This window comes from Bartonella sp. W8151 (genome assembly GCF_016100385.1).
Classification (GTDB): domain Bacteria; phylum Pseudomonadota; class Alphaproteobacteria; order Rhizobiales; family Rhizobiaceae; genus Bartonella; species Bartonella apis.
In genome coordinates this window covers 180,094-199,910 of sequence record NZ_JACFSO010000001.1, presented here as the reverse complement: position 1 = coordinate 199,910, position 19,817 = coordinate 180,094, and the positions used below count along the sequence as shown (strand labels likewise).

Below are 19,817 nucleotides of genomic sequence, written 5' to 3'. Positions count from 1 at the left end.
GTTATTGGAATAGAATGTCATTGGCGGATGAAAAAATTTCCCCGAAAGAGGAAAAGCAAAAAATAGCGGTTGTTTTGCATCAGGCCTCTTCAAGTACCGGACGCATCGGCCAAATCTTGCAGAAGAACGGCTTCGAGTTGAGCATTTACCGGCCGGTGTTAGGAGATTGTCTTCCAACAACATTGAAAGATTATGCAGGAGCAATCATTTTTGGTGGCCCGATGAGTGCTAATGACAATGAGCCGTTTATCAATCGCGAAATGGATTGGATATCGGTTGCGCTTAAAGAAAATAAACCGTTTCTCGGTATTTGTCTTGGGGCACAATTGCTTGCACGGAATCTTGGCGGAACAGTCAAACCACGTAGCGATGGTGAAGTCGAAATCGGCTGGTATCCGATTGAAGCGACTGGAAGTGGCAAACGCGTCATGGACTGGCCAAAAATGGTTTATCATTTCCATAGCGAAGGCATTTATGATTTGCCACAAGGTGCGGAGCTTCTGGCCAAGGGGAATACTTATCCTACACAAGCTTTCCGCTATGGTGAAAATGCGTGGGGTTTGCAATTCCATTCCGAATTGACGCGTGCCATGATGCAGCGTTGGGTGGTGCACGGTGCCGAACGTTTAGAGTTGAAGGGCGCCCAATGCGCAAAGTCGCAACTGGAAGGACGTTTCATCTATGATCCGGCGTTACGTCGCTGGATCGAACAGGCACTGGTCAAAATGTTCGGCAAACCGAAGCAGAACATTCAATCCTGACTGGTAACATCCAATGCGGTTTTAAAGGTTGTAGATTGTTTCAAGTCCATCAGTCTTGGAGAAGTTTTGCAAGCTTTTCCAGAGACTTGTCGGGAATGCCCATTTTCCTTAAACTTGCGGCAGTATTAACCACGTAATCAACGTTGGAACCGGCAAGTCCATGACTTTGGCGGATAATGAGCGCCATATTTTCCCGATCAAGCTTTTTGGCATATTGTTCGTGCGAGTGATCTGCAACAAAAAACAATCCGTTAACGATGCGGCCGTCTTTCAGGTGGATCGGCTTCAACTTTTCGATATAGACACTGTTTACCTGTTCGCGCTTGATCAGATAATCATAGGTTTTTTTTGTGTCTTCCACCGGAACGTGAAAAGCGAGCCCGTCGCAACATCCGCCGTGATCAAGCCCCAGAACGAGACCCGGATTTTCGACAGTTCCGCGATAATGGTTGGAATAGATACATAAGGAACGATGATAACCGTAAAGTCGGGCAGGCGACATAAAATCATAGGTAAAACCCGGATTCCACATCAAAGAGCCATAGCCGAAAACCCAAAAATCGTGCATTTGTTGCTCATCCTCATCACATGCACTTTTACATGGTTTTGATATATGCACTAAAAAAAACGTAAATGTCTATGGAGATATAAAGACTTATTCTCTATGATCGGCAAAAATTTTTCATGGAAATTGCGAGTAAAAACTTCAGATGTCTTCATTCGACTTCGAGCCTCAACGCAAATCGGTCAATCACAGATATATTGTTCGGGGTGTATTTGCCGTTGTGGTAATTGTTATACTCTACACAATCGTCTGGTATTTTCTGGCAAATAAAGTCGAAGAAAAAGTTTCCAATCAATTGGCCACCTATAATGAAAGCGGCTTTGTCGTTTTATGCGAGAATATGCATAAAATCGGCTATCCGCTCAGAATTGGTGTTTCCTGTGACACAGTCAATTTGCAACAATTGATGAAAGGTTTTGCCTTTTCGGGTGAAAAAATAATTGCCGGTGCACCTGTTTATGCACCGCGTTGGCTCGAACTGTCATTGACAGCACCTATCTCTCTCGAATTTCCGGGACTCGTTCCACTTTCGGCAAAATGGAGCCAAATGGCGATTGAAACCGATATGAGCGGGAAAATCCCCGATGCAGTCAGTTTGCGCACAGACAATTTAGAAATCGGCTCGAAAGCGGAAGCCGGCCAATTGCTCGACAGAACAACAGCAAAGTTTTTGCGTTTTGATGCGCATGGATTAAATACCAATCTTGATGCCAGATTGACGTTTGAAAATCTGGTTCTGCCCTTGATAATTCCGCACGAAAATACACCTGTTCCGGAAATGAGCGGAGATATCAAATGGTCAATCGACCAAGCTTTTTCGCTTTTTGAAGTGAGTGAAGACGAAATCGATCCGCTTCAACGCTTGCGGGGTCATAAGGGCTTTTTGAAATCGTCGACAGTCCGTTTTGAAAGCGGTGGTTCGATAACCGTTTCGGGGCCTTTTTCATTCAACGATGAAGGGTATCTCAATGCAAAATTCGATATAGCCATTAGTGACCAGAACAAGCTGTTGCAAACAGCACGTAATGCATTTCCCTCTCAGGCTGACAATCTTAAAACAATCTTTTTCGCGTTAAATGCCATGCAGAAGAACGACAAAGGCGATCCGGTTTTGCAGCTTTCGATAAAAAATGGCGAGGTCCGTTTGGCCTTTTTCAAAATCGGGCATATCGACCCGATTTGATATGTCAAGTTTCCGCACGGGCGTAAAAGGATAGATAATTTGCCATCATTGATGACGCGTTTCCTTCACGCTTTTCGCGCTATAAGTTGCGCTATAAGCCGGAATTATTTCATTTAAAATGAGCGCGAAAATTTTATTCTAAATTATTTTTATGAAAACAAATCAATGCTTTATAAAAAGCAATGGATAAGTCGGACAACGGTTCACTAAAACTACCCGGGTCATACGTTTGCGCGCTCGCGAATTTTAATTCCGGTTCTAGCGGGCTCAATATTCTTGGCACCAATCATCACTTTCGCACTTGTGACAGGGGGCAACAGGTTTTAAATAAAAGCTTGTTTTATAAAGAAGGCATTGTTGATGAGCAATTCTGGAAAGTCTGTTCTTGTTATTTCAAGCCACGTTATTCGCGGTTCGGTTGGAACGCGTGTAAGTGTCAATGCTCTTGAACAAATGGGGTATGCTGTCTGGGATATGTTGACCGTCAGCATGACATGGCAACCGCGTCATGGTCCATCCCATCGTCTCATTGCGCCGGTTGCGGATTTCAAGGCATGGGCTGATGATATCATCCGCTCGAAATGGGTAGGAGAAATTGCAGCGGTTATGACCGGCTATTTCGGAAGTGCCGAACAGATCAAGATTACAGCCGATCTTATCAAAACGCTCAAACAGAAAAATCCGCATCTCGTCTATTTTTGCGATCCGGTTCTGGGCGATGAAGGCGGGCTTTATGTAGGGGAAGATATTGCAAAAGAAACAGTTTCCCGACTGTTGCCGCTTGCCGATATTTTGAAACCCAATCGCTCGGAACTCGAATGGATTGTGTCGAAAAAACTTGAAACCAATCACGAAATTATTGAAGCCGCGCGTAAAGTAGGTTGCAAGACAACTCTTGTTACTTCTGCATGGCCACTTTTAAAAAACGCAACCGGCAATCTGCTGGTGAGCGATAAATCCATTCTGCTTGCTGAACACCCGTTGGTGAAAGATCCGGTCAATGGTCTGGGCGATCTCACAGCTGCACTTTTCCTTGCCCGCATTCTTGATGGTGACAATGAAGAAGATGCTCTCCGTTTTGCTACGGCTTCTGTTTACACCATGCTTATGGAAACAACGAGGCACAATGCTTACGAGCTGATGCTTGAAAGCGGGCTTCATTGTTTAGGAACACTCGCCGAGCGCGTTACGTTGCGTTATCTCAAAGATACGGCGGAAGTGGCAAAAAACAAATAAAAGGCGTGGAACAGTGAAAGCTGCCCAAGTGAGCGTCAAGTGAAGTGATTGTCAAGTGATTGCCAAGTTGATTGATTAATGATGGATTTCCCCGAAAAGCTCTTAAAAGGCTATCATACGTTCATGAACACACGGCTTGTTCATGAACGCGAGCGCTATAAACAATTGGCTTATGAAGGGCAAAAGCCCGAGACAATGGTTATAGCCTGCTGCGATTCACGCACTGCGCCCGAGACAATTTTCGATACCGATCCCGGTGAAATATTTGTTATGCGCAATGTGGCCAATCTGGTTCCACCTTTTCATCCCGATAAAGAATATCATGCGACGTCGGCTGCGTTGGAATTTGCGGTCCAATCATTGAAGGTCAAAAACATCGTTGTACTTGGCCATGCACGCTGTGGCGGTATACGTAATGCTCTTGACCTTGAGGGAAAGCCGCTTTCTTCTGTCGATTTTATCGGCAAGTGGATGGGGCTTTTGACTCCGGCTGCCGAAGCTGTTGCAACCAATACATTGATGACTTCAAGTGAACGTCAAACAGCACTCGAGCGGATTTCCATCCGCTATTCGATAAATAATCTGCGTACGTTTCCGTGGATAAAACAGCGTGAAGATCAGGGAAAGCTTACGCTTCACGGTGCATGGTTTGATATTGCAACAGGTGAATTATGGATTATGGACCGGCGTAGCGGTGACTTTACCCGTGCCGAATAATGATTTTCGTTTTTTGAACCGGTTAGCCTGTTGAACAGGCTATTAAATATTAAAAAGCCTGCCGATCGGGCAGGCTTTTTCTATTTTTTAAAATATTGAAGCAATAACGGGTCAATAACTTCTACTTGTTATCAGCAGAGAACAATTCCGGCCGCAATTTTACGGCCGGCCGTTTTATCAATTGCCATCTATCTGTTTACCCATGATTGCAATTGATTGTTGGTAAACGCTTGCATCATTCCACCCCTGGATAGCAGCAAAATTGGGTTCTCCGGGTTGATAACCCTGTCCCGGTTGCCAACCATGGGCGCGCAAAAAATTGAATGTCGAAGCAAGGGCGTCGGCCTTCGAATTGATCATGTCGATATGACCGTTACCATCACCATCGACGCCATAAAGCAGAACGTTCTTCGGCAAGAATTGTGTTTGTCCAATTTCACCATGCATAGCACCGATAGAATTTGGATCAAAATCTCCGCGGTCAATCAGCTTCAAAGCTGCATAGAGCTGGTCGGTAAAAAAGGCGCTGCGTCGACAATCATAAGCCAATGTTGCAACGGCTGACAGCGTATGTTGTTTTCCCATAAAGGAACCGAAGCTCGTTTCCATACCCCAAATAGCAATAACCGGACCGGAAGCAACACCGTATTTTTTCTCGAGCCGGTCAAACAGTGCCGCATTTTGCTTTTTCATCACTCTGCCACGGGCTACAATGGTTGATGAACCGCGTTTTTTCATGAATTGATCAAGGCTCAGTTTGAAACTTTTCTGGCCGCGATCTGCATTGATGGTTGCTTGGGCATAGTGCACATTATTCAAAGCGGCTATGCCACGCTTGCCAATTCCGTTTGCTGCGGCTTCCTGCTTGGTAGCCTCTACCCAGTTTTCAAAACCGGCCGAAGTACTTCCGCATGTTGGAGCTGCAAGGGCAACTCCGGTGGTTGCGGCAAATGCCAAGCCGATAAAACCGGCCTTTATCGCGCTTTTACAAAACATTCGAGCTGTTCCTTCTTAAAAACCTAACCTTTGTGCAGGTAAAATGTTGTTTATCGCTTATAACAAGTTGGTTCTGAAACCAAGTAGGATTACACTTTATCAAATACATTATGCATAAACCTTGACAAGATGCTTCTTTTGCTGTTTTAAGACGCTTTAAATCTGCGACAAGCTTATCAGACTTGGAGCCACCGACCAGGACCCGTAACGGTATAAAGAGATCCCGGAGGTCAACATCCGACAGCGCGATGCGCCCTCGGGTGCGTGTTTCGTTTGGTTCGGGTTTGTTAGCTTATTAACGAGGTAGACAATGTTTGATTCCTTACAGGAACGTCTGGGCACCATTCTGAACAATCTGACAGGTCGGGGAAGCCTGTCGGAGCAGGATGTTGCAACCGCTCTGCGTGAGGTTCGTCGTGCGCTGATTGAAGCCGATGTTGCACTTGATGTTGTGCGCTCCTTTACCGACCGTGTCCGTGAAAAGGCGGTTGGTGCCAATCTCTTGAAATCAATCAAACCGGGGCAAATGGTTGTCAAACTCGTTCATGACGAGTTGGTGGAAATGCTTGGCACGGAAGGCATTTCAATAGACCTCAATGCACCTTCACCAGTTGTTATCATGATGGTTGGCCTGCAAGGTTCAGGTAAAACCACAACTTCGGCAAAAATTGCCAAACGTCTCACTGAAAAACAGAACAAGAAAGTCTTGATGGCTTCTCTTGATACACGCCGTCCGGCGGCTCAGGAACAATTGCGCCAGCTCGGCGAACAGATTCATGTGCCGACATTGCCGGTTATTGCCGGCCAGACACCGGTGGAAATAGCTGCCCGTGCTGTTCAGGCGGCCAAACTTGGCGGTCAGGATGTTGTTATTCTCGACACTGCCGGTCGCACCCATATCGACGAGCCACTTATGGTTGAAATGGCCGACATCAAGGCCAAATCCGCACCGCACGAAATCCTGCTTGTTGCCGATAGTCTGACCGGTCAGGATGCTGTCAACCTTGCCCGTTCATTTGACGAGCGTGTGGGCATTACCGGCATCATATTGACACGTATGGATGGTGACGGGCGCGGTGGTGCTGCTCTTTCAATGCGCGCTGTGACCGGCAAGCCGATCAAGGCCATTGCAACCGGCGAAAAAATGGAAGCGCTGGAAGAATTCCATCCGCGCCGCATTGCCGATCGTATTCTGGGTATGGGCGACATTGTTTCGCTGGTTGAAAAAGCTGCCGAAACAATAGATCAGGAAAAAGCAGCCGCACTTGCCAAAAAAATGCAGAAGGGCAAATTCGACCTGAGCGATTTGGCCGAACAGCTCAAGCAAATGAAAAAATTGGGCGGTATGGGCGGCATTCTCGGCATGATGCCCGGTATCGGAAAAATGAAAGACCAGATTGCGGCTGCCGGCCTTGACGACAATCTTTTTAACCGCCAATTGGCCATTATTTCTTCCATGACCAAAGAAGAACGTGCCAATCCCGATCTTTTGAAACATAGCCGCAAGCAACGCATTGCAAAAGGTTCGGGTACCAATGCGGCCGACATCAACAAACTTCTTAAAATGCATCGCCAGATGGCCGACATGATGAAAATGATGGGCGGCAAAGGCAAAGGCGGTCTGATGCAGAAGATGATGGGCGGCATTGGCGCCAAATTGGGATTTGGCGGTTTGGGTGGTGGACTTCCCGATCTTTCGTCGATGGATCCCAAGCAATTGGAAAAAATTCAGAAACAGGCTGAAAGTGCAGGCCTTGGAAACAAGCTTCCCGGTCTTGGTGGAGGGGCATTACCCGGACTATCTTCAAGTGGAACTAAATTTCAGGGGCTTCCCGGCCTGCCGAAAAAGCATTGAAATACGAAGAAACGTTGAAGATTATGAGTGACACAAAAATTCCTGAAGAGCTTTTGCAACTTCGTGATTCGATTGACAATTTTGATGCCGCACTTGTGCATATCCTTGCCGAACGGTTCCGCTGCACCAAGGCTGTCGGAGTATTGAAGGCAAAATACGGCCTTCCGCCCGCCGATCCATCACGCGAAAAACGTCAGGTAGCTCGTCTGCGCAAGCTTGCAGAAGAAAGCCATCTTGATCCTGATTTTGCGGAGAAATTCTTAAGTTTTATTGTCAAAGAAGTCATTCGTCACCATGAAGCGACAGCTTTGAAACTTAATTCGAAATAGGAAAACAATTCTGCCGGAACACGAAAAGGCCGGCGGCAACCCGATTGGTTAAAAACCAAAACCGACAATAGGAGATAAAACATGTCGTTGAAAATTCGTCTGTCACGCGCAGGTTCAAAAAAGCGTCCTTACTACCATATCGTTATCGCCGATATCCGCAGCCCGCGTGATGGCCGGTTTATCGAACGTGTTGGTTTCTGGAATCCGATGCTTGCCGACGAGAATGATCGCATAAAGATGGATAACGAGCGCATTCAATATTGGCTTAGTCATGGTGCTTTGCCAACAGATCGCGTTGCACGTTTCCTTGATGCTGCCGGTCTTTTCAAACGCAAACCACGCAATAATCCGAATAAAGCGCTTCCGGGCAAAAAAGCTCAGGAACGTATTGCTGCTGCCAAACAGGCGGAAGAAGAAGCCAAAGCTGCCGCAGCTGCTCCTGCCGAGGAAGCAGCCCAGCCAACCGAATAAGCTTTTAAAATTGAAACTTTCGGGACTTCCGACAAGTTTTTAAAAAATTCAAAAAACGGGCGCTTGAGGCCCGTTTTTTGTTGGAATCCTGTGTGACTCATAAATGAAGAATTGAATGATTTTTTTGCATTCTTCATTTTTATCTCGCGGTGTAAGTTTATAACCGGAATGGATTGCAGCAATGGCTCTAAACCGGCAGAAAGGCGGTTGATGATCAATCATTTGCGGCAAGCAATGAACAAATCTTTTTTAAAAAATGCCAAAACCTGTCCGATCAAGCCGGAAAGGCGGTAAAGCTTTCTGTATTATCCATTACCGAATGGAAAAAACGACGGAAGAGTTCAGGTTTAAAATAAAAATTAATGAAACTCGAAACAACCGCTTGTAAAATCCGGTTTTGGAAATTGGTGTAACAAATTATTTTTAAAAATATTAAAAGAGCAATATCGCACAAAACAAGCCAATACTGCGCGAAACAAGCTTAGTTGTTCAATGAAGTCAAGTTAATTGGATCAACTTTCAAAAATTAGAAGTCGATAGCCCGCCCCTTTATTTCCCAATCTCCATAGCGTGAAGGATCGTTGCCACCACGGCCACCAATTTCCTTGGGCGCGTCGGTTTTTTTGGCTTTTTTACGCCGTTCTTCAGCCTCTTTCAGTGCTCTTTGTGCAGCAGGCGGAAGTTCTTTTTTTTCAGATTGTTCGTTATTCGCCGTTTGTTCTTGTTGCTTGTCAGTCATTTTTAATATGTCTTCCATTGAAGAAAATGGAGATATTCACCATCATATAAGGACGAATATGCTTTATATCGGAGTTGTTGACAATGAATTTTATGCGTACCGCCATGCTTCTTGCTTTCATGACGGCACTATTGATGGGCGTCGGTTACCTGATTGGCGGCGGTAATGGTGCAATGATCGCATTTCTCATTTCAGCCGGAATGAATCTGTTTTCCTATTGGAATTCGGATAAAATGGTTTTGAGTATGTATGGCGCGCATCAGGTTGATGAGCGCAGTTCCCCCCAATATTACCGGATTGTCAGCGACCTTGCCAGAAAAGCTGGTCTCCCCCAGCCGAAAGTCTTTGTGATTGAGGATGCCCAGCCCAATGCTTTTGCAACAGGGCGCAATCCTGAACATGCTTCTGTCGCGGCCACAGCCGGTCTGTTGAACGCCCTTAGTCCGGAAGAACTGGCCGGTGTTATGGCGCACGAGCTGTCACATGTGCAAAACCATGATACGCTGACAATGACGATAACGGCATCGATTGCCGGTGCCATTTCTATGCTTGGCAATTTTGCATTGTTTTTCGGCAGTAGTAACCGCGATTCCAATGGCAACTCCAATTCATCCGGTATTATCGGTACGATTATTGCGATGTTTGTCGCGCCTTTTGCTGCTATGCTTGTGCAAATGGCGATCAGTAGAACACGCGAATATGCGGCCGATAAACGTGGTGGGCAGATATGCGGAAATCCGCTATGGCTTGCTTCGGCTTTGAACAAAATTGCCCGTGGTGTTGAAACTATTCCCAATGAAGAGGCAGAGCATAATCCTGCAACGGCACATTTGTTTATCATCAATCCCTTGAATGGCAGCGGGGCTGATAATCTTTTTTCGACCCATCCCTCGACAGAAAATCGTATTGCAGCTTTGCGCAAACAGGCCGAAGAAATGAATATCACAACGACAAGCGGTTCGCCATGGGAAAATATGCGCCGCACTGTTGAACGTCCATCGTGGATGCGCAATAACACGCCAAAAGGTCCATGGTCATAATGAGTCGATATTGGCAAATAAACGTAAAATAGATCAATCCGGTTTTTCAGAAAAAAAATCTGTTTCCGCTGTTCCGGGACTTCCGGCAAGACAGGCAGCAGCCCGCCTTCTTTCGGCAGTGATTGACAAAAAGACTTCGCTTGATGGCCTCACTGATAATGAGCACGGGCATCCCCAATATTTGGTACTTGAAATGCGCGATCGTATGCTGGTGCGCGCCATTTTGGGGGCAGCACTTCGCCATCGTGCCGGTATTGAAAGAATCTTTAAGTCTTATCTTGATCGGCCTTTGCCGCAAAATGCCCTGTCCTTAAGGCATCTTCTCCATGTCGCGGCTGCACAAGTGCTCTATCTTGACGTTCCTGACCATGCGGCAATTGATCTTGCTGTCACGGCCGCTAAAAGCGACCCACGCAATCAGCGCTTTTCAGGACTTGTGAATGCAATTTTGCGAAAACTTGCCCGCAATGCCGACAAAGAACGGGCACAAAGCTCGGCAATAGAAAATATTCCGGCATGGTTTTCGGAAATGCTTGTTGAAAACTATGGCCGTGAAAAGGCAGCGAAAATTCTTGCCGCACAGGCAAATGAACCACCAATCGATATTTCAGTCAAAAGCAACCCTGAAATGTGGGCAGAAAAACTCGGCGGGCATGTTCTCTTCAATGGCACAGTTCGGCTTGAACATGTCGAAGGAGCGGTAAGCGATCTTGAAGGTTATCAGCAAGGGGAATGGTGGGTGCAAGATGCGGCCGCCTCTCTTCCCGCCCGTTTGCTCGGTGATATCAAAGATAAAACTGTTGCAGATTTATGTGCAGCACCCGGCGGAAAAACAGCAGAACTTGCTGTTCAGGGAGCCCGTGTAACGGCAATCGATCTTTCTGAAAACCGCCTGAAGCGTTTACAACGCAATATGGAAAGGCTCGATTTGAAGGTTGCAACATGGGTTGGCAACCTTAAAGACTTCAAACCGCAAGAGCTTTTCGATGCTGTTTTGCTTGACGCGCCCTGTTCATCGACCGGAACAATTAGAAGACACCCTGATATTTTATGGACAAAAGATATTAGTGACGTTGAAAAACTTGCGAAATTACAGCTTGAACTTCTTGTCGCCTCCATTTCGTTTGTCAAAATTGGCGGTTTGATTGTCTTTGCAAATTGTTCGATTGCCCAACAGGAAGGTGAAGAGCTCGTCAATAACGTCCTCTCTAGCCGCAATGACATCAAGCTCGTGCCAATCCGTGATGAGGAAGTGGCGGGAAGAAAAGAACTTTTGTCAAACGGCGTTTTACGTACAACCCCCGCTGATCTGGAAGGGGCAACGCCGTTATTGTCGGGGATGGACGGCTTTTTTGCTGCCAGATTCCAACGTATTTCCTGAACTTCCGTTACGACGCTATTATTTTCAATTTTTGTGCCGCTTTGTCCTGACAAAAGAGAAATCGGCAAGTGTAAATTCTTGAAGCCTTTAATTTATTCTATTTACGAAGTTAAAATAGCAAGTACAAAATTTGCAATTTTTATCGCTGACATTTCAAGGCTGAACGCATGGAAACCGGCATAAGACATATGCTTTTTTGCGGGAAATTGATGATAAGATTTTCCATCCTTTGAAGAGAGGGGATCAGCAGTTTTTTATTAAAATTAACCAATCATTCACCTTAATCAAAGAAAATACCCTCAAGTTTGTTTTCTTGGAGTTCCGATCGTGTCCACTACAGTTGATCAGCAATATAAAACGTCGCCGGCGCTCTATGCTGCGATGCGTTTGTTGCGGCGTCTGTGCGTCGGACCATTATTTCGTTGGCGTTTTTCGGGCTTTCGCCCGCAGCGCATTCTTGCCGAACCGGTCGATCTTCATTTGGCCGATCCGGAAATGGCGCATGAATTCTATCATGGCCGGTTCGCACTTGCCGGACGGATTGTGCAAACAGGGTCAATCTCGCCTTTTGCAATCGAACCGCCAACTCCGGCTTGGGAAGCGGCACTTAACGATTTCAGTTGGCTCCGGCATCTTGATGCGGCACGCACTCCTCTTGCCAATGCCCATGCCCGTTCTTTGCTCAATGATTGGCTTGAACAATCCGGAAAACATGTCAAAGGACCTGCTTGGTATCCCGATGTTGCGGCACGAAGACTGATTTCCTGGCTTTGCCATGCACGAATGTTGCTTGATGGAGCAAATGAAAATTTCGAACGCCGGTTTTTGCGTGCATTAGGTTTTCATGCACGGTTTTTAAGAACAGCTATCCGCAATATGGACGAGGATGAAAACCGTCTTGAGGCGGCAGTTGCTTTATGTTTTGCGTCCATTTGTTTGCCAGTGTCTCCTTCAATGAAGAAGGCAGCACAGGCGCAGCTTACCCGCTCGTTGACACGACAAATATTGCCGGATGGCGGGCATATTTCGCGCAATCCCGCAACATTGCTTTCGCTTTTGACCGATCTTATCGCACTGCGTCACCTTTATGCCCACAGCAAAGAGACGGCATCGAGAATACTGGTTGATTCGGTTGAACGCATGTTACCGGCTTTGCGGTTTTTTGTTCATCAGGATCAGACACTTGCCCATTTCAACGGTGTCGGACCGGTTTTGCCGGAACGTCTGGCGGTCGTTTTAAAACTCGACGAGACAGCCGGTATGCCTTTTTCACATGCTCCGTATTCCGGCTATCAAAGACTTTATGCCAATAACACAACGATCATTGCCGATACCGGAACCATACCGCCGCGTCAGGTTTCCTATCAGGCGGCCGCAGGTTGCCTTTCCTTTGAAATGTCCTCAGGTGCCGACCGTTTTATTATCAATGCGGGAATCGACCCTTATGGACCGGCTGATTATGCTTTGATGGCGCGGGCGACTGCAGCCCATTCGACGGCAACATTGAATGATACATCGTCCGGTAAATTCCATAAGCGCAAAGGTAACAGCCCTGCGGCACTCATAAGCGGCCCGACTATTGTCAATATAAAGCGCGTTGAAGAACCCGACCGTGTCGGTTTCGTAGCAAGTCATAACGGTTATCTCGGATCATTCAACATGATCCACGAGCGTGGATTGCTGCTAATGTCCAATGGCAATATTATCGACGGTTATGACCACTTTTTTGCGCCTGCCGGCAAATCCATCAAAAGCGATGGCCGTGATAATGTAGCGGTGCGTTTCCATCTTCATCCGCATGTCGAGGTGAGCCATGATGGTAACAGCTTGCGTCTGGAAGTTGTGGGAGGAGATGCGTGGAATTTTATGTCGCCCGATGCCGATATTCAACTTGAAGATTCAATAGACTTTGCAGATGTGAATGGCCCTAAACGGACACGTCAGATTGTCTTGAATTTTCGACCGGTTTTAACCGAAAAAATCCGTTGGCGGTTTACACGTATTACCGGAGCAAGCTAAGTATTTGGCTCGAAAATGAAGGTATTTTGAAAAGAGCTTATCTAAAAGTTCCAAGTCAAAACCGTTCACTTTTCCATTCATAGAGTGTTTTTTCCAACTTCCTGTGCTATGGCAGTCAAGGTTATTTCTTCTGCGTAAATTTCAGGAACAATATTATGACTGTGACATCGAAACACATTCCCGCGCCCGATTTGCTTCGGGTGCGTCGGGCACTTATTTCCGTATCGGATAAAACCGGTCTTATCGAATTTGCAACGCGGCTCCACGAATATGGTGTCGAACTTATTTCGACAGGTGGTACTGCAAAGGCTCTGGCTGAAGCCGGCTTGCCTGTCAAAGATGTTTCCGAAGTAACCGGTTTTCCGGAAATTATGGATGGTCGGGTCAAAACTTTGCATCCGGCAATTCATGGAGGCATACTTGCAATCCGTGACGATCCCGAACATCAGGCCGCGATGAAAAAACACGGAATTGTCGGCATTGATCTTGTTGCTGTCAATCTTTATCCGTTCGAGGAAACAAGACTTTCCGGTGCCGATAATGAAACTATTGTCGAAAACATCGACATTGGCGGTCCGGCAATGATTCGTGCGGCGGCAAAAAACCATGCCTATGTTACAGTTGTAACAGATGCGGATGATTATAATCTGGTATTGGCTGAACTTGATAAAAATGAAGGCAGTCTGAAGCTTTCTTTCCGTCGTATGCTGGCTGCTCGTGCTTTTGCCCGTACAGCTTCATATGATGCAGCAATATCGAACTGGTTTGCCGAAAAGCTTGAAATTGATACGCCGAAATGGCGTGCGATCGGCGGCGAACTCGAAACGATTATGCGCTATGGCGAAAATCCGCATCAAAAGGCCGGCTTTTATCTTACCGGTGAAAAACGTTTTGGTGTATCAACGGCACAGGTTTTACAGGGAAAACAACTTTCCTATAACAATATCAATGATACCGACGCTGCCTTTGAAACCGTTGCCGAATTCGATCCGGAAAAGAGTGCAGCGGTCGCCATTATTAAACATGCCAATCCTTGCGGGGTCGCCAAAGGCAAAACGTTGCAAGAAGCTTATCTTAAAGCTTTGGCTTGCGATTCGGTTTCGGCTTTCGGTGGTATTATTGCGCTGAACCGTCCGCTAGACGAAGATTGTGCTGCCGAAATTACCAAAATTTTTACCGAAGTTATTATCGCACCGGATGCTACAGAAACGGCACGCGAGATCATTGCCAAGAAGAAGAATCTGCGTCTTCTGATTACCGGTGGTCTGCCTGATCCGCGTGCTCCCGGTTTGACAATGAGAACCGTATCTGGCGGCATGTTGGTTCAGACGCGCGACAACGGTGTGATTGACGATCTCGAATTGAAGGTAGTCACAAAACGCCAACCGACCGAAGCGGAAATGCGCGATCTCAAATTTGCATTCCAGGTCGCCAAACACGTTAAATCGAATGCTATTGTTTATGTGAAGGATAATGCAACAGTCGGTATAGGTGCCGGCCAGATGAGCCGTGTGGATTCAGCCCGTATTGCCGCTCATAAGGCTCTCGATGCAGCTAAAATCGCCGGCATGAGTGAACCTTTGACCAAAGGTTCGGTCGTTGCCTCCGACGCTTTCTTCCCGTTTGCCGATGGATTGTTGTCGGCTGTTGAAGCGGGTGCAACAGCGGTTATCCAGCCCGGCGGTTCTATCCGCGATGACGAGGTGATTGCAGCCGCCGACGAAAACAATATTGCAATGGTCTTTACCGGTATGCGGCATTTCCGTCACTGAATGGATGGAAAGAACAAAGATTTCATACAAGGAAAAGCTGCCGGATCAATTCCGGCAGTTTTTTAATGCTACGACTGTTTCTGATACTTGCCGGAATTGAACAGAAACTACGTTGGCCCAGCTTTAAAGCGGAAGCATCGGAGAAAAATAGAGATTATTTGGGTGAAAATATTTTTAGCAGGTTATGCGTTGTTTTGATGGATTCACCTGATATTTTTGTAAAATTGGCCAATTTTCTTGAATAGGCGGTGTAAATATGACGCATGTCGCATTGGAAATCCGGCAGGAATAATTGCAATGCATATAAGCCTCGATTGAATGAAACGGATACGGCGTTCCTTGCTTGAGATAGTTTCGAGACCTTAGACGATAGCCGGATTAGTCAATTCCCATATCAACAAATTATTTTCCATCGCCAACAATATATTCATGTTCGTGGAGCTGGTTGCAATTAACGAAAAATTAACCATGATTTAAGAGTTTTATTAGAAAATATCTTCGTCCTGCAAGTTGTTTTGAAAAGGGAACTAGAATTTCTTTCGTTCAAATTCGTAATTTGGCTTAATTTAAAACAATTCTCATGAAATTTTTGATAAGAATTATGGCAAGAGACAGCGTTTTATTGCTTAAATAAGGCCGGATGTCGCGAAATGAGGCAAAAAGCTGACAATTCTTAACGAATTGTGACTAAAAAATTTGCAAAATGCTTAAACGTTGCACAGCAGCTATGCAATCTTGTCACTCCTCAATTCAGAAAGGCAAGACTATATACGCCTCAACAAATTCCAACATAGTAGTATTAATCAGGTGAGTGTCATGAACCTCCTTCGTAGTTTTAATAAATGGCGCCGTTATCGCACGACCTATAATGAATTGAGTCGTCTTTCTGCTCATGAATTGAACGATCTCGGCATTACCCGTTCCGAGATTGCGGAGATAGCTCGCCGTACAGCACGCTAAAAGCTCACAGAGCCTTTTCCCCTCGGGCTCTGTGTGGAAAGCCTTTCCTTCCCTTGAGGCTTTCCCTTCGTAACGTCTGCTGCCCCCTCCCGCAGCAGGCGTTTTTTTTGACCAAAACACTAGTTTTGCGCTATAGGCAAAATCAGCTCCGTTCTCATATCCTGTGGGCCAAGCGTTTTTTGTTTCCGAATTTTATTTTAGTCTTTGTAATCAATACATCAGTCTGGTTTATAGCTTGTCTATATTAGAGGGTCTCTCGGCACGGGGTCACTGATTGCAGAGATTATTCTCTCCGTAGAGAAGGCTAAAAGCTCGCGAGCTATTTCCCTCGGGCTCTATCGTGGGAACTTTTTTACAAATTTGGTTCATGGCTCTCCCGCACTATTAAAGATTTTTCAGGCTTTTTTCGGAAAATCAGGATCACAAAAGGAAGAAAACGCCTGATTTAAAAGTGTGCACTTTACAAGCGCAACGATATCTCGGTGGAGATAGCGCCAAAAACCTACAGAACCTTTGAATCAACAGCACCTTTCCCGATGAACATGGTCTGGCAAGTCTGCCCTAAGATGCGGGCATTCTAATATTGTTTATTCTCCCGATTACATGCATTTTCAACTTTAACTTTTCATTTCAAGCGAAGAATTCTTAAACGGGATGAGGGGCGGAGTTCATTATTTTTGTAGCGTGGCTTTTTGTGGCGTTGTTTGAGTGTGCTGATGCTTTTCGCGCATGAAAGTTAACAGGCTTGAAGCCATGATAAGGATAATGCCAATGATCATAGGAAGATCAAGATGGTCGTTGAAAATGAAGTAGCCGAATAATATTGCCCAGATCATCTGGCTATATTGAGGGGTGGCAATAGCAATGGCGGGAACACGACGAGCCGCAGCCATAACGAAAAGCGCGCCAAGAGCGGCAAATAATCCATAACCGGAAAGGTAAATCCATTCGATGTTATGAGGTTCGATATAACCGGGGAGGCTCAATAAACCACAGATAACAATCGAACCGATAATGCCGCTGGAATAGAGAGTGATGCGTTTTTCACGTCCCCCCATATGGCGGACAATAATAATGGAAATAGCACCGCTCAAACCGGCAAAGACAGCTCCCACATGTCCGATATTGAGCTCACGAAAGCCCGGTCGCAAAACGACAAGCACACCGATAAAGCCGATGATGATAGCCGACCAACGCCGCCACCCGATGGCTTCTTTTAAAAATACCATGGAAAGGATGTTGACGAAGAGGGGTTGCAAAAATATAAGTGTAAATGCCTCGGCCATTGATAAATGCGTAAAAGCTGTAACACTGCCAATAACGCCGAATGCACCCGAGATTGTTCGCAAAAACCACATTGGCCAGTTTTGTGAACGCACAATGTCTATCCATTTATTATCCCGATTTTTTAAAAATGGAATAACAATGATACTAATGAGCGCGCCATAAAAGGCTGTTTCATAGGGCGGGAGCGCACCATCAATAAATTTGACGCAGGCGTCGCTCATTGCATAGGCGGCATAAGATGCAAAGGAAAGAAAAACTCCATAAAACGTGCTTGATCCTTCCTTCGGCATTTACCTGTTTTGCCTGCTTGTTCGCATTCGCCTATCCGTACCCGTATCCGAATGAGCCCGACTGGATTCCCTTTAATCGAATTCACTTGTTAAAAAATGATTGGCACATCCAGATTATCAGCACCTATTTACGAGTTTTAATTCAGTAGTTGTGCTAAGTTGCGGGTCTATCGGTTCAAAAATATCAATATGATAAAAGATGAGAAAAAGAAAAGGGGAAGAAAAACAATTTATTCGTGAAATGTATTTAGAAATTTTAAAATAAAATAGCAAAGCCAAAACCGGTTTTTATGGCGTTAAAAATGCTGTTTATAATTTTGTGTATGTAAATTTGTAAGAGATTATTAGAAAACGATTTTTACAGGATAGTTCGATTATTTATCGTATGCAGGATTTTTTTCGAGAACTATAAAATTTGATTTCGATAATAGTGAAATGATCTCCCCAAAAAAGGAATGATGATGATTGATGAAGATCGTTTTCTTCTATTCGGAAACCGGTTGCAGTTTCGATTTGAAAATCAGATTCTTGGACGCAAGGACAGCACCGCCTGTAATGAAAAGACATGCTGCCAATAAACGCCATGACGGCTCTGCAAGTCCCGTCGCCACCATGATAAGTGTCGAAAGCAAAGGTGCGCTATAACTTGCGACGCCTAAAAGCTGGATATTGCCCTTTTTGACACCAAAATCCCAACAGTAAAAAGCAAGCCCGACAGGGAAGAGTCCTAATAACAGAACGGATAACCATTGTGTGCCGGTCCCCGGCAAAATGAAGGGTTCTGAAAAAATGAAGTGACAAAGGAACGCCAAAATAGACGTTATAAGGCAAAAGGCTGCGACGACTGTTGTTGGAACTTTTGATAATCGACGGGAAAGAAGCGAATAGGCCGCCCATGCAAAAGCGCTTCCCAATGCAACGAGATAGCCAAAGATGTTTTTTTCATCAATAACAAACCCGCCTTTTCCGGCGATGACCAGTACCATTCCGGAAAACCCCAATAATGCACCGAGAACATGGAACCAGCGCAGTTTTTCCCCCGGCATAAGTGCAGAACCAAGCACAATCAACAACGGCCATAAATAATTGATCAATGCTGCGTCAACAGGTGGTGCATTTCTTAACGCTGTAAAATAAAGGAAGTGGTAGCCGAATAGGCCACCAATGCCCACGACCCAGACGATGAAGGGTTGTTTCAGATCTTTTAGTGTTTGAGGATGTTTGATCCAGATTACCACCCCCGGTATTGTGCCGATGAGAAATGTCATAGAAGTCAACAGGAGAGAAGGAACCTTTCCGGAAAATGCCGTCAATGTCGCCAAAAGCGACCACATAAGGATTGCCAGAAAACCAATTCCTGTTGCTTTATTCATAAACGATACCGCGCCGACGCCGTTTTTCAGAAATAATTAAAAATATAGATGCTGCAAATACACCGGCAGCCAAAGTAAACCAAGTAATAGCATAGCTCAAGTGATTATTAGGAAAGCTTACCACAGTTAAACCACCAATCGGTAAACCGCCTGTATTTGGTGTTTTATCGGCATCTATAAAATATGGGGCAACGTTATCCAAGCCGACTTTCTTTGCCATAGCAGGCAATTGCCTCGTATACCACAAATTACTATCCGGATTATTTTTACGCGGGAAAAAACCGCCACCTTCGCTCATACGCAAAAGACCGGTAACTGTCGTTTTACCTTCGACAAGTCCGGCTGCCCGTGTTTTCTGGTCGCGCTTATCCATGGGGACAAATCCCCGATTGATGAATGTGATTGACCCGTCTTCTGTTTCCATTGGTGTCAGCACCCAATAACCTGTGTCTTCATCGGCAACAGCCGTGACCAGAACTTCTTTGTCATTCAAAAAACGGCCGGTTAGCGTGACAGGGCGATACTCGTCACTATCATATGTTACCTTTACCCATTCACTTCTTGTTGGTGCAGCAATTGGCGCAAGGTGGATGCGTTCATTGGCATTTTTAATCAGATTTTCTTTCCAGCCAAGCCTTTCGACTTGCCAGACTCCCAATGCCGAAAAGGCACAAAAAAAGAAAACACACAGGAAGCCGAAAATGCCCAAAAATATCGGGGAACGGCCGCGAGAACGGGGTGTATCTGTTTTCATATCACTCATCATGGCAATTCTTTTATCATATCCTTGTCAAAAAAACAGATTTGTTACGTTTTAACCTTCATCTATCACATGAAAACTCT

18 protein-coding genes are annotated in these 19,817 nt (G+C 45.6%); 12 read left to right on the top strand and 6 right to left on the bottom strand.

Annotated features, from left to right (window positions below):
• The first annotated feature begins 14 nt into the window (after window positions 1-14).
• Window positions 15-761: a glutamine amidotransferase gene (locus H3V14_RS00945; protein WP_198226093.1), complete on the top strand. Its 747-nt coding sequence runs from the start codon at window positions 15-17 to the stop codon at window positions 759-761.
• A gap of 49 nt (window positions 762-810) precedes the next feature.
• Here H3V14_RS00945 and H3V14_RS00940 read toward each other — a convergent pair whose 3' ends face one another.
• Window positions 811-1,329: a gamma-glutamylcyclotransferase gene (locus tag H3V14_RS00940; protein WP_198226092.1), complete on the bottom strand. Its 519-nt coding sequence runs from the start codon at window positions 1,327-1,329 to the stop codon at window positions 811-813.
• 142 nt (window positions 1,330-1,471) lie between these two features.
• Between H3V14_RS00940 and H3V14_RS00935 the strand changes: the two genes are divergently transcribed.
• From H3V14_RS00935 to H3V14_RS00925, 3 genes are all read left to right on the top strand, one after another.
• The gene (locus H3V14_RS00935; RefSeq protein WP_198226091.1) at window positions 1,472-2,509 is read left to right on the top strand and encodes a DUF2125 domain-containing protein; all 1,038 of its coding nucleotides are present in this window, start codon (window positions 1,472-1,474) and stop codon (window positions 2,507-2,509) included.
• 360 nt (window positions 2,510-2,869) lie between these two features.
• A complete protein-coding gene (pdxY, locus tag H3V14_RS00930) occupies window positions 2,870-3,745 on the top strand; it encodes a pyridoxal kinase (protein WP_198226090.1) in 876 nt (291 codons plus the stop codon).
• Between the two features lie 78 nt (window positions 3,746-3,823).
• The gene (locus H3V14_RS00925; RefSeq protein WP_198226089.1) at window positions 3,824-4,462 is read left to right on the top strand and encodes a carbonic anhydrase; all 639 of its coding nucleotides are present in this window, start codon (window positions 3,824-3,826) and stop codon (window positions 4,460-4,462) included.
• 177 nt (window positions 4,463-4,639) lie between these two features.
• Here H3V14_RS00925 and H3V14_RS00920 read toward each other — a convergent pair whose 3' ends face one another.
• Entirely contained in the window at window positions 4,640-5,458 is an 819-nt protein-coding gene (locus tag H3V14_RS00920; protein WP_198226088.1) for a lytic transglycosylase domain-containing protein, read from the bottom strand.
• A 310-nt stretch (window positions 5,459-5,768) separates the two neighbouring features.
• Between H3V14_RS00920 and ffh the strand changes: the two genes are divergently transcribed.
• The 3 genes from ffh to rpsP all read left to right on the top strand — a co-directional run bounded on the left by ffh (window position 5,769) and on the right by rpsP (window position 8,113).
• The gene (gene ffh / locus H3V14_RS00915) at window positions 5,769-7,313 is read left to right on the top strand and encodes a signal recognition particle protein (RefSeq protein ID WP_198226087.1); all 1,545 of its coding nucleotides are present in this window, start codon (window positions 5,769-5,771) and stop codon (window positions 7,311-7,313) included.
• Between the two features lie 23 nt (window positions 7,314-7,336).
• Window positions 7,337-7,642: a chorismate mutase gene (locus tag H3V14_RS00910; protein ID WP_075913982.1), complete on the top strand. Its 306-nt coding sequence runs from the start codon at window positions 7,337-7,339 to the stop codon at window positions 7,640-7,642.
• A gap of 81 nt (window positions 7,643-7,723) precedes the next feature.
• A complete protein-coding gene (gene rpsP, locus H3V14_RS00905; RefSeq protein ID WP_075913820.1) occupies window positions 7,724-8,113 on the top strand; it encodes a 30S ribosomal protein S16 in 390 nt (129 codons plus the stop codon).
• 526 nt (window positions 8,114-8,639) lie between these two features.
• On the opposite strand, the gene H3V14_RS00900 is transcribed toward rpsP, so the two are convergent.
• Window positions 8,640-8,852, bottom strand: a complete 213-nt coding sequence (locus tag H3V14_RS00900; protein ID WP_075869416.1) for a DUF1674 domain-containing protein — start codon at window positions 8,850-8,852, stop codon at window positions 8,640-8,642.
• An 83-nt stretch (window positions 8,853-8,935) separates the two neighbouring features.
• On the opposite strand from H3V14_RS00900, the gene htpX reads away from it, so the two are divergent.
• The 5 genes from htpX (at window position 8,936) to H3V14_RS00875 (ending at window position 16,024) form a co-directional block, all read left to right on the top strand.
• Window positions 8,936-9,892 carry a zinc metalloprotease HtpX gene (gene htpX, locus H3V14_RS00895; protein ID WP_198226086.1) on the top strand — a complete coding sequence of 319 codons (957 nt, stop codon included), beginning with the start codon at window positions 8,936-8,938 and terminating at the stop codon, window positions 9,890-9,892.
• 10 nt (window positions 9,893-9,902) lie between these two features.
• Window positions 9,903-11,273, top strand: coding sequence for an RsmB/NOP family class I SAM-dependent RNA methyltransferase (locus H3V14_RS00890; protein WP_210326513.1), 1,371 nt, complete (start codon window positions 9,903-9,905; stop codon window positions 11,271-11,273).
• A 381-nt stretch (window positions 11,274-11,654) separates the two neighbouring features.
• Window positions 11,655-13,292, top strand: coding sequence for a heparinase II/III family protein (locus H3V14_RS00885; RefSeq protein WP_198226501.1), 1,638 nt, complete (start codon window positions 11,655-11,657; stop codon window positions 13,290-13,292).
• Window positions 13,293-13,447: 155 nt separating this feature from the next.
• Window positions 13,448-15,064: a bifunctional phosphoribosylaminoimidazolecarboxamide formyltransferase/IMP cyclohydrolase gene (gene purH / locus H3V14_RS00880; RefSeq protein ID WP_198226085.1), complete on the top strand. Its 1,617-nt coding sequence runs from the start codon at window positions 13,448-13,450 to the stop codon at window positions 15,062-15,064.
• 816 nt (window positions 15,065-15,880) lie between these two features.
• Complete coding sequence (locus tag H3V14_RS00875) at window positions 15,881-16,024, top strand: DUF1127 domain-containing protein (protein ID WP_075869411.1); 144 nt, start codon at window positions 15,881-15,883, stop codon at window positions 16,022-16,024.
• Window positions 16,025-16,695: 671 nt separating this feature from the next.
• On the opposite strand, the gene H3V14_RS00870 is transcribed toward H3V14_RS00875, so the two are convergent.
• The 3 genes from H3V14_RS00870 to H3V14_RS00860 form a co-directional block, all read right to left on the bottom strand.
• Window positions 16,696-17,601 carry a DMT family transporter gene (locus tag H3V14_RS00870; protein WP_198226084.1) on the bottom strand — a complete coding sequence of 302 codons (906 nt, stop codon included), beginning with the start codon at window positions 17,599-17,601 and terminating at the stop codon, window positions 16,696-16,698.
• Window positions 17,602-18,086: 485 nt separating this feature from the next.
• Window positions 18,087-18,974 carry a DMT family transporter gene (locus tag H3V14_RS00865; RefSeq protein ID WP_198226083.1) on the bottom strand — a complete coding sequence of 296 codons (888 nt, stop codon included), beginning with the start codon at window positions 18,972-18,974 and terminating at the stop codon, window positions 18,087-18,089.
• On the bottom strand, window positions 18,967-19,737 hold the full coding sequence (locus H3V14_RS00860; protein ID WP_198226499.1) for an SURF1 family protein: 771 nt from the start codon (window positions 19,735-19,737) through the stop codon (window positions 18,967-18,969). The genes H3V14_RS00865 and H3V14_RS00860 overlap by 8 nt, the downstream gene beginning before the upstream one ends.
• Window positions 19,738-19,817: the final 80 nt, after the last annotated feature.

Excerpts from the sequence above, each read along its gene's own strand:
- H3V14_RS00870 (WP_198226084.1), bottom strand. The coding sequence starts at position 17,601 with ATGCCGAAGGAAGGATCAAGCACGTTTTATGGAGTTTTTCTTTCCTTT.
- H3V14_RS00920 (WP_198226088.1), bottom strand. The coding sequence starts at position 5,458 with ATGTTTTGTAAAAGCGCGATAAAGGCCGGTTTTATCGGCTTGGCATTT.
- H3V14_RS00945 (WP_198226093.1), top strand. The coding sequence starts at position 15 with ATGTCATTGGCGGATGAAAAAATTTCCCCGAAAGAGGAAAAGCAAAAA.
- pdxY (WP_198226090.1), top strand. The coding sequence starts at position 2,870 with ATGAGCAATTCTGGAAAGTCTGTTCTTGTTATTTCAAGCCACGTTATT.
- H3V14_RS00940 (WP_198226092.1), bottom strand. The coding sequence starts at position 1,329 with ATGCACGATTTTTGGGTTTTCGGCTATGGCTCTTTGATGTGGAATCCG.
- H3V14_RS00900 (WP_075869416.1), bottom strand. The coding sequence starts at position 8,852 with ATGACTGACAAGCAACAAGAACAAACGGCGAATAACGAACAATCTGAA.
- H3V14_RS00910 (WP_075913982.1), top strand. The coding sequence starts at position 7,337 with ATGAGTGACACAAAAATTCCTGAAGAGCTTTTGCAACTTCGTGATTCG.
- purH (WP_198226085.1), top strand. The coding sequence starts at position 13,448 with ATGACTGTGACATCGAAACACATTCCCGCGCCCGATTTGCTTCGGGTG.
- H3V14_RS00865 (WP_198226083.1), bottom strand. The coding sequence starts at position 18,974 with ATGAATAAAGCAACAGGAATTGGTTTTCTGGCAATCCTTATGTGGTCG.
- H3V14_RS00935 (WP_198226091.1), top strand. The coding sequence starts at position 1,472 with ATGTCTTCATTCGACTTCGAGCCTCAACGCAAATCGGTCAATCACAGA.
- H3V14_RS00860 (WP_198226499.1), bottom strand. The coding sequence starts at position 19,737 with ATGAGTGATATGAAAACAGATACACCCCGTTCTCGCGGCCGTTCCCCG.
- htpX (WP_198226086.1), top strand. The coding sequence starts at position 8,936 with ATGAATTTTATGCGTACCGCCATGCTTCTTGCTTTCATGACGGCACTA.
- H3V14_RS00885 (WP_198226501.1), top strand. The coding sequence starts at position 11,655 with ATGCGTTTGTTGCGGCGTCTGTGCGTCGGACCATTATTTCGTTGGCGT.
- ffh (WP_198226087.1), top strand. The coding sequence starts at position 5,769 with ATGTTTGATTCCTTACAGGAACGTCTGGGCACCATTCTGAACAATCTG.
- rpsP (WP_075913820.1), top strand. The coding sequence starts at position 7,724 with ATGTCGTTGAAAATTCGTCTGTCACGCGCAGGTTCAAAAAAGCGTCCT.
- H3V14_RS00925 (WP_198226089.1), top strand. The coding sequence starts at position 3,824 with ATGATGGATTTCCCCGAAAAGCTCTTAAAAGGCTATCATACGTTCATG.
- H3V14_RS00875 (WP_075869411.1), top strand. The coding sequence starts at position 15,881 with ATGAACCTCCTTCGTAGTTTTAATAAATGGCGCCGTTATCGCACGACC.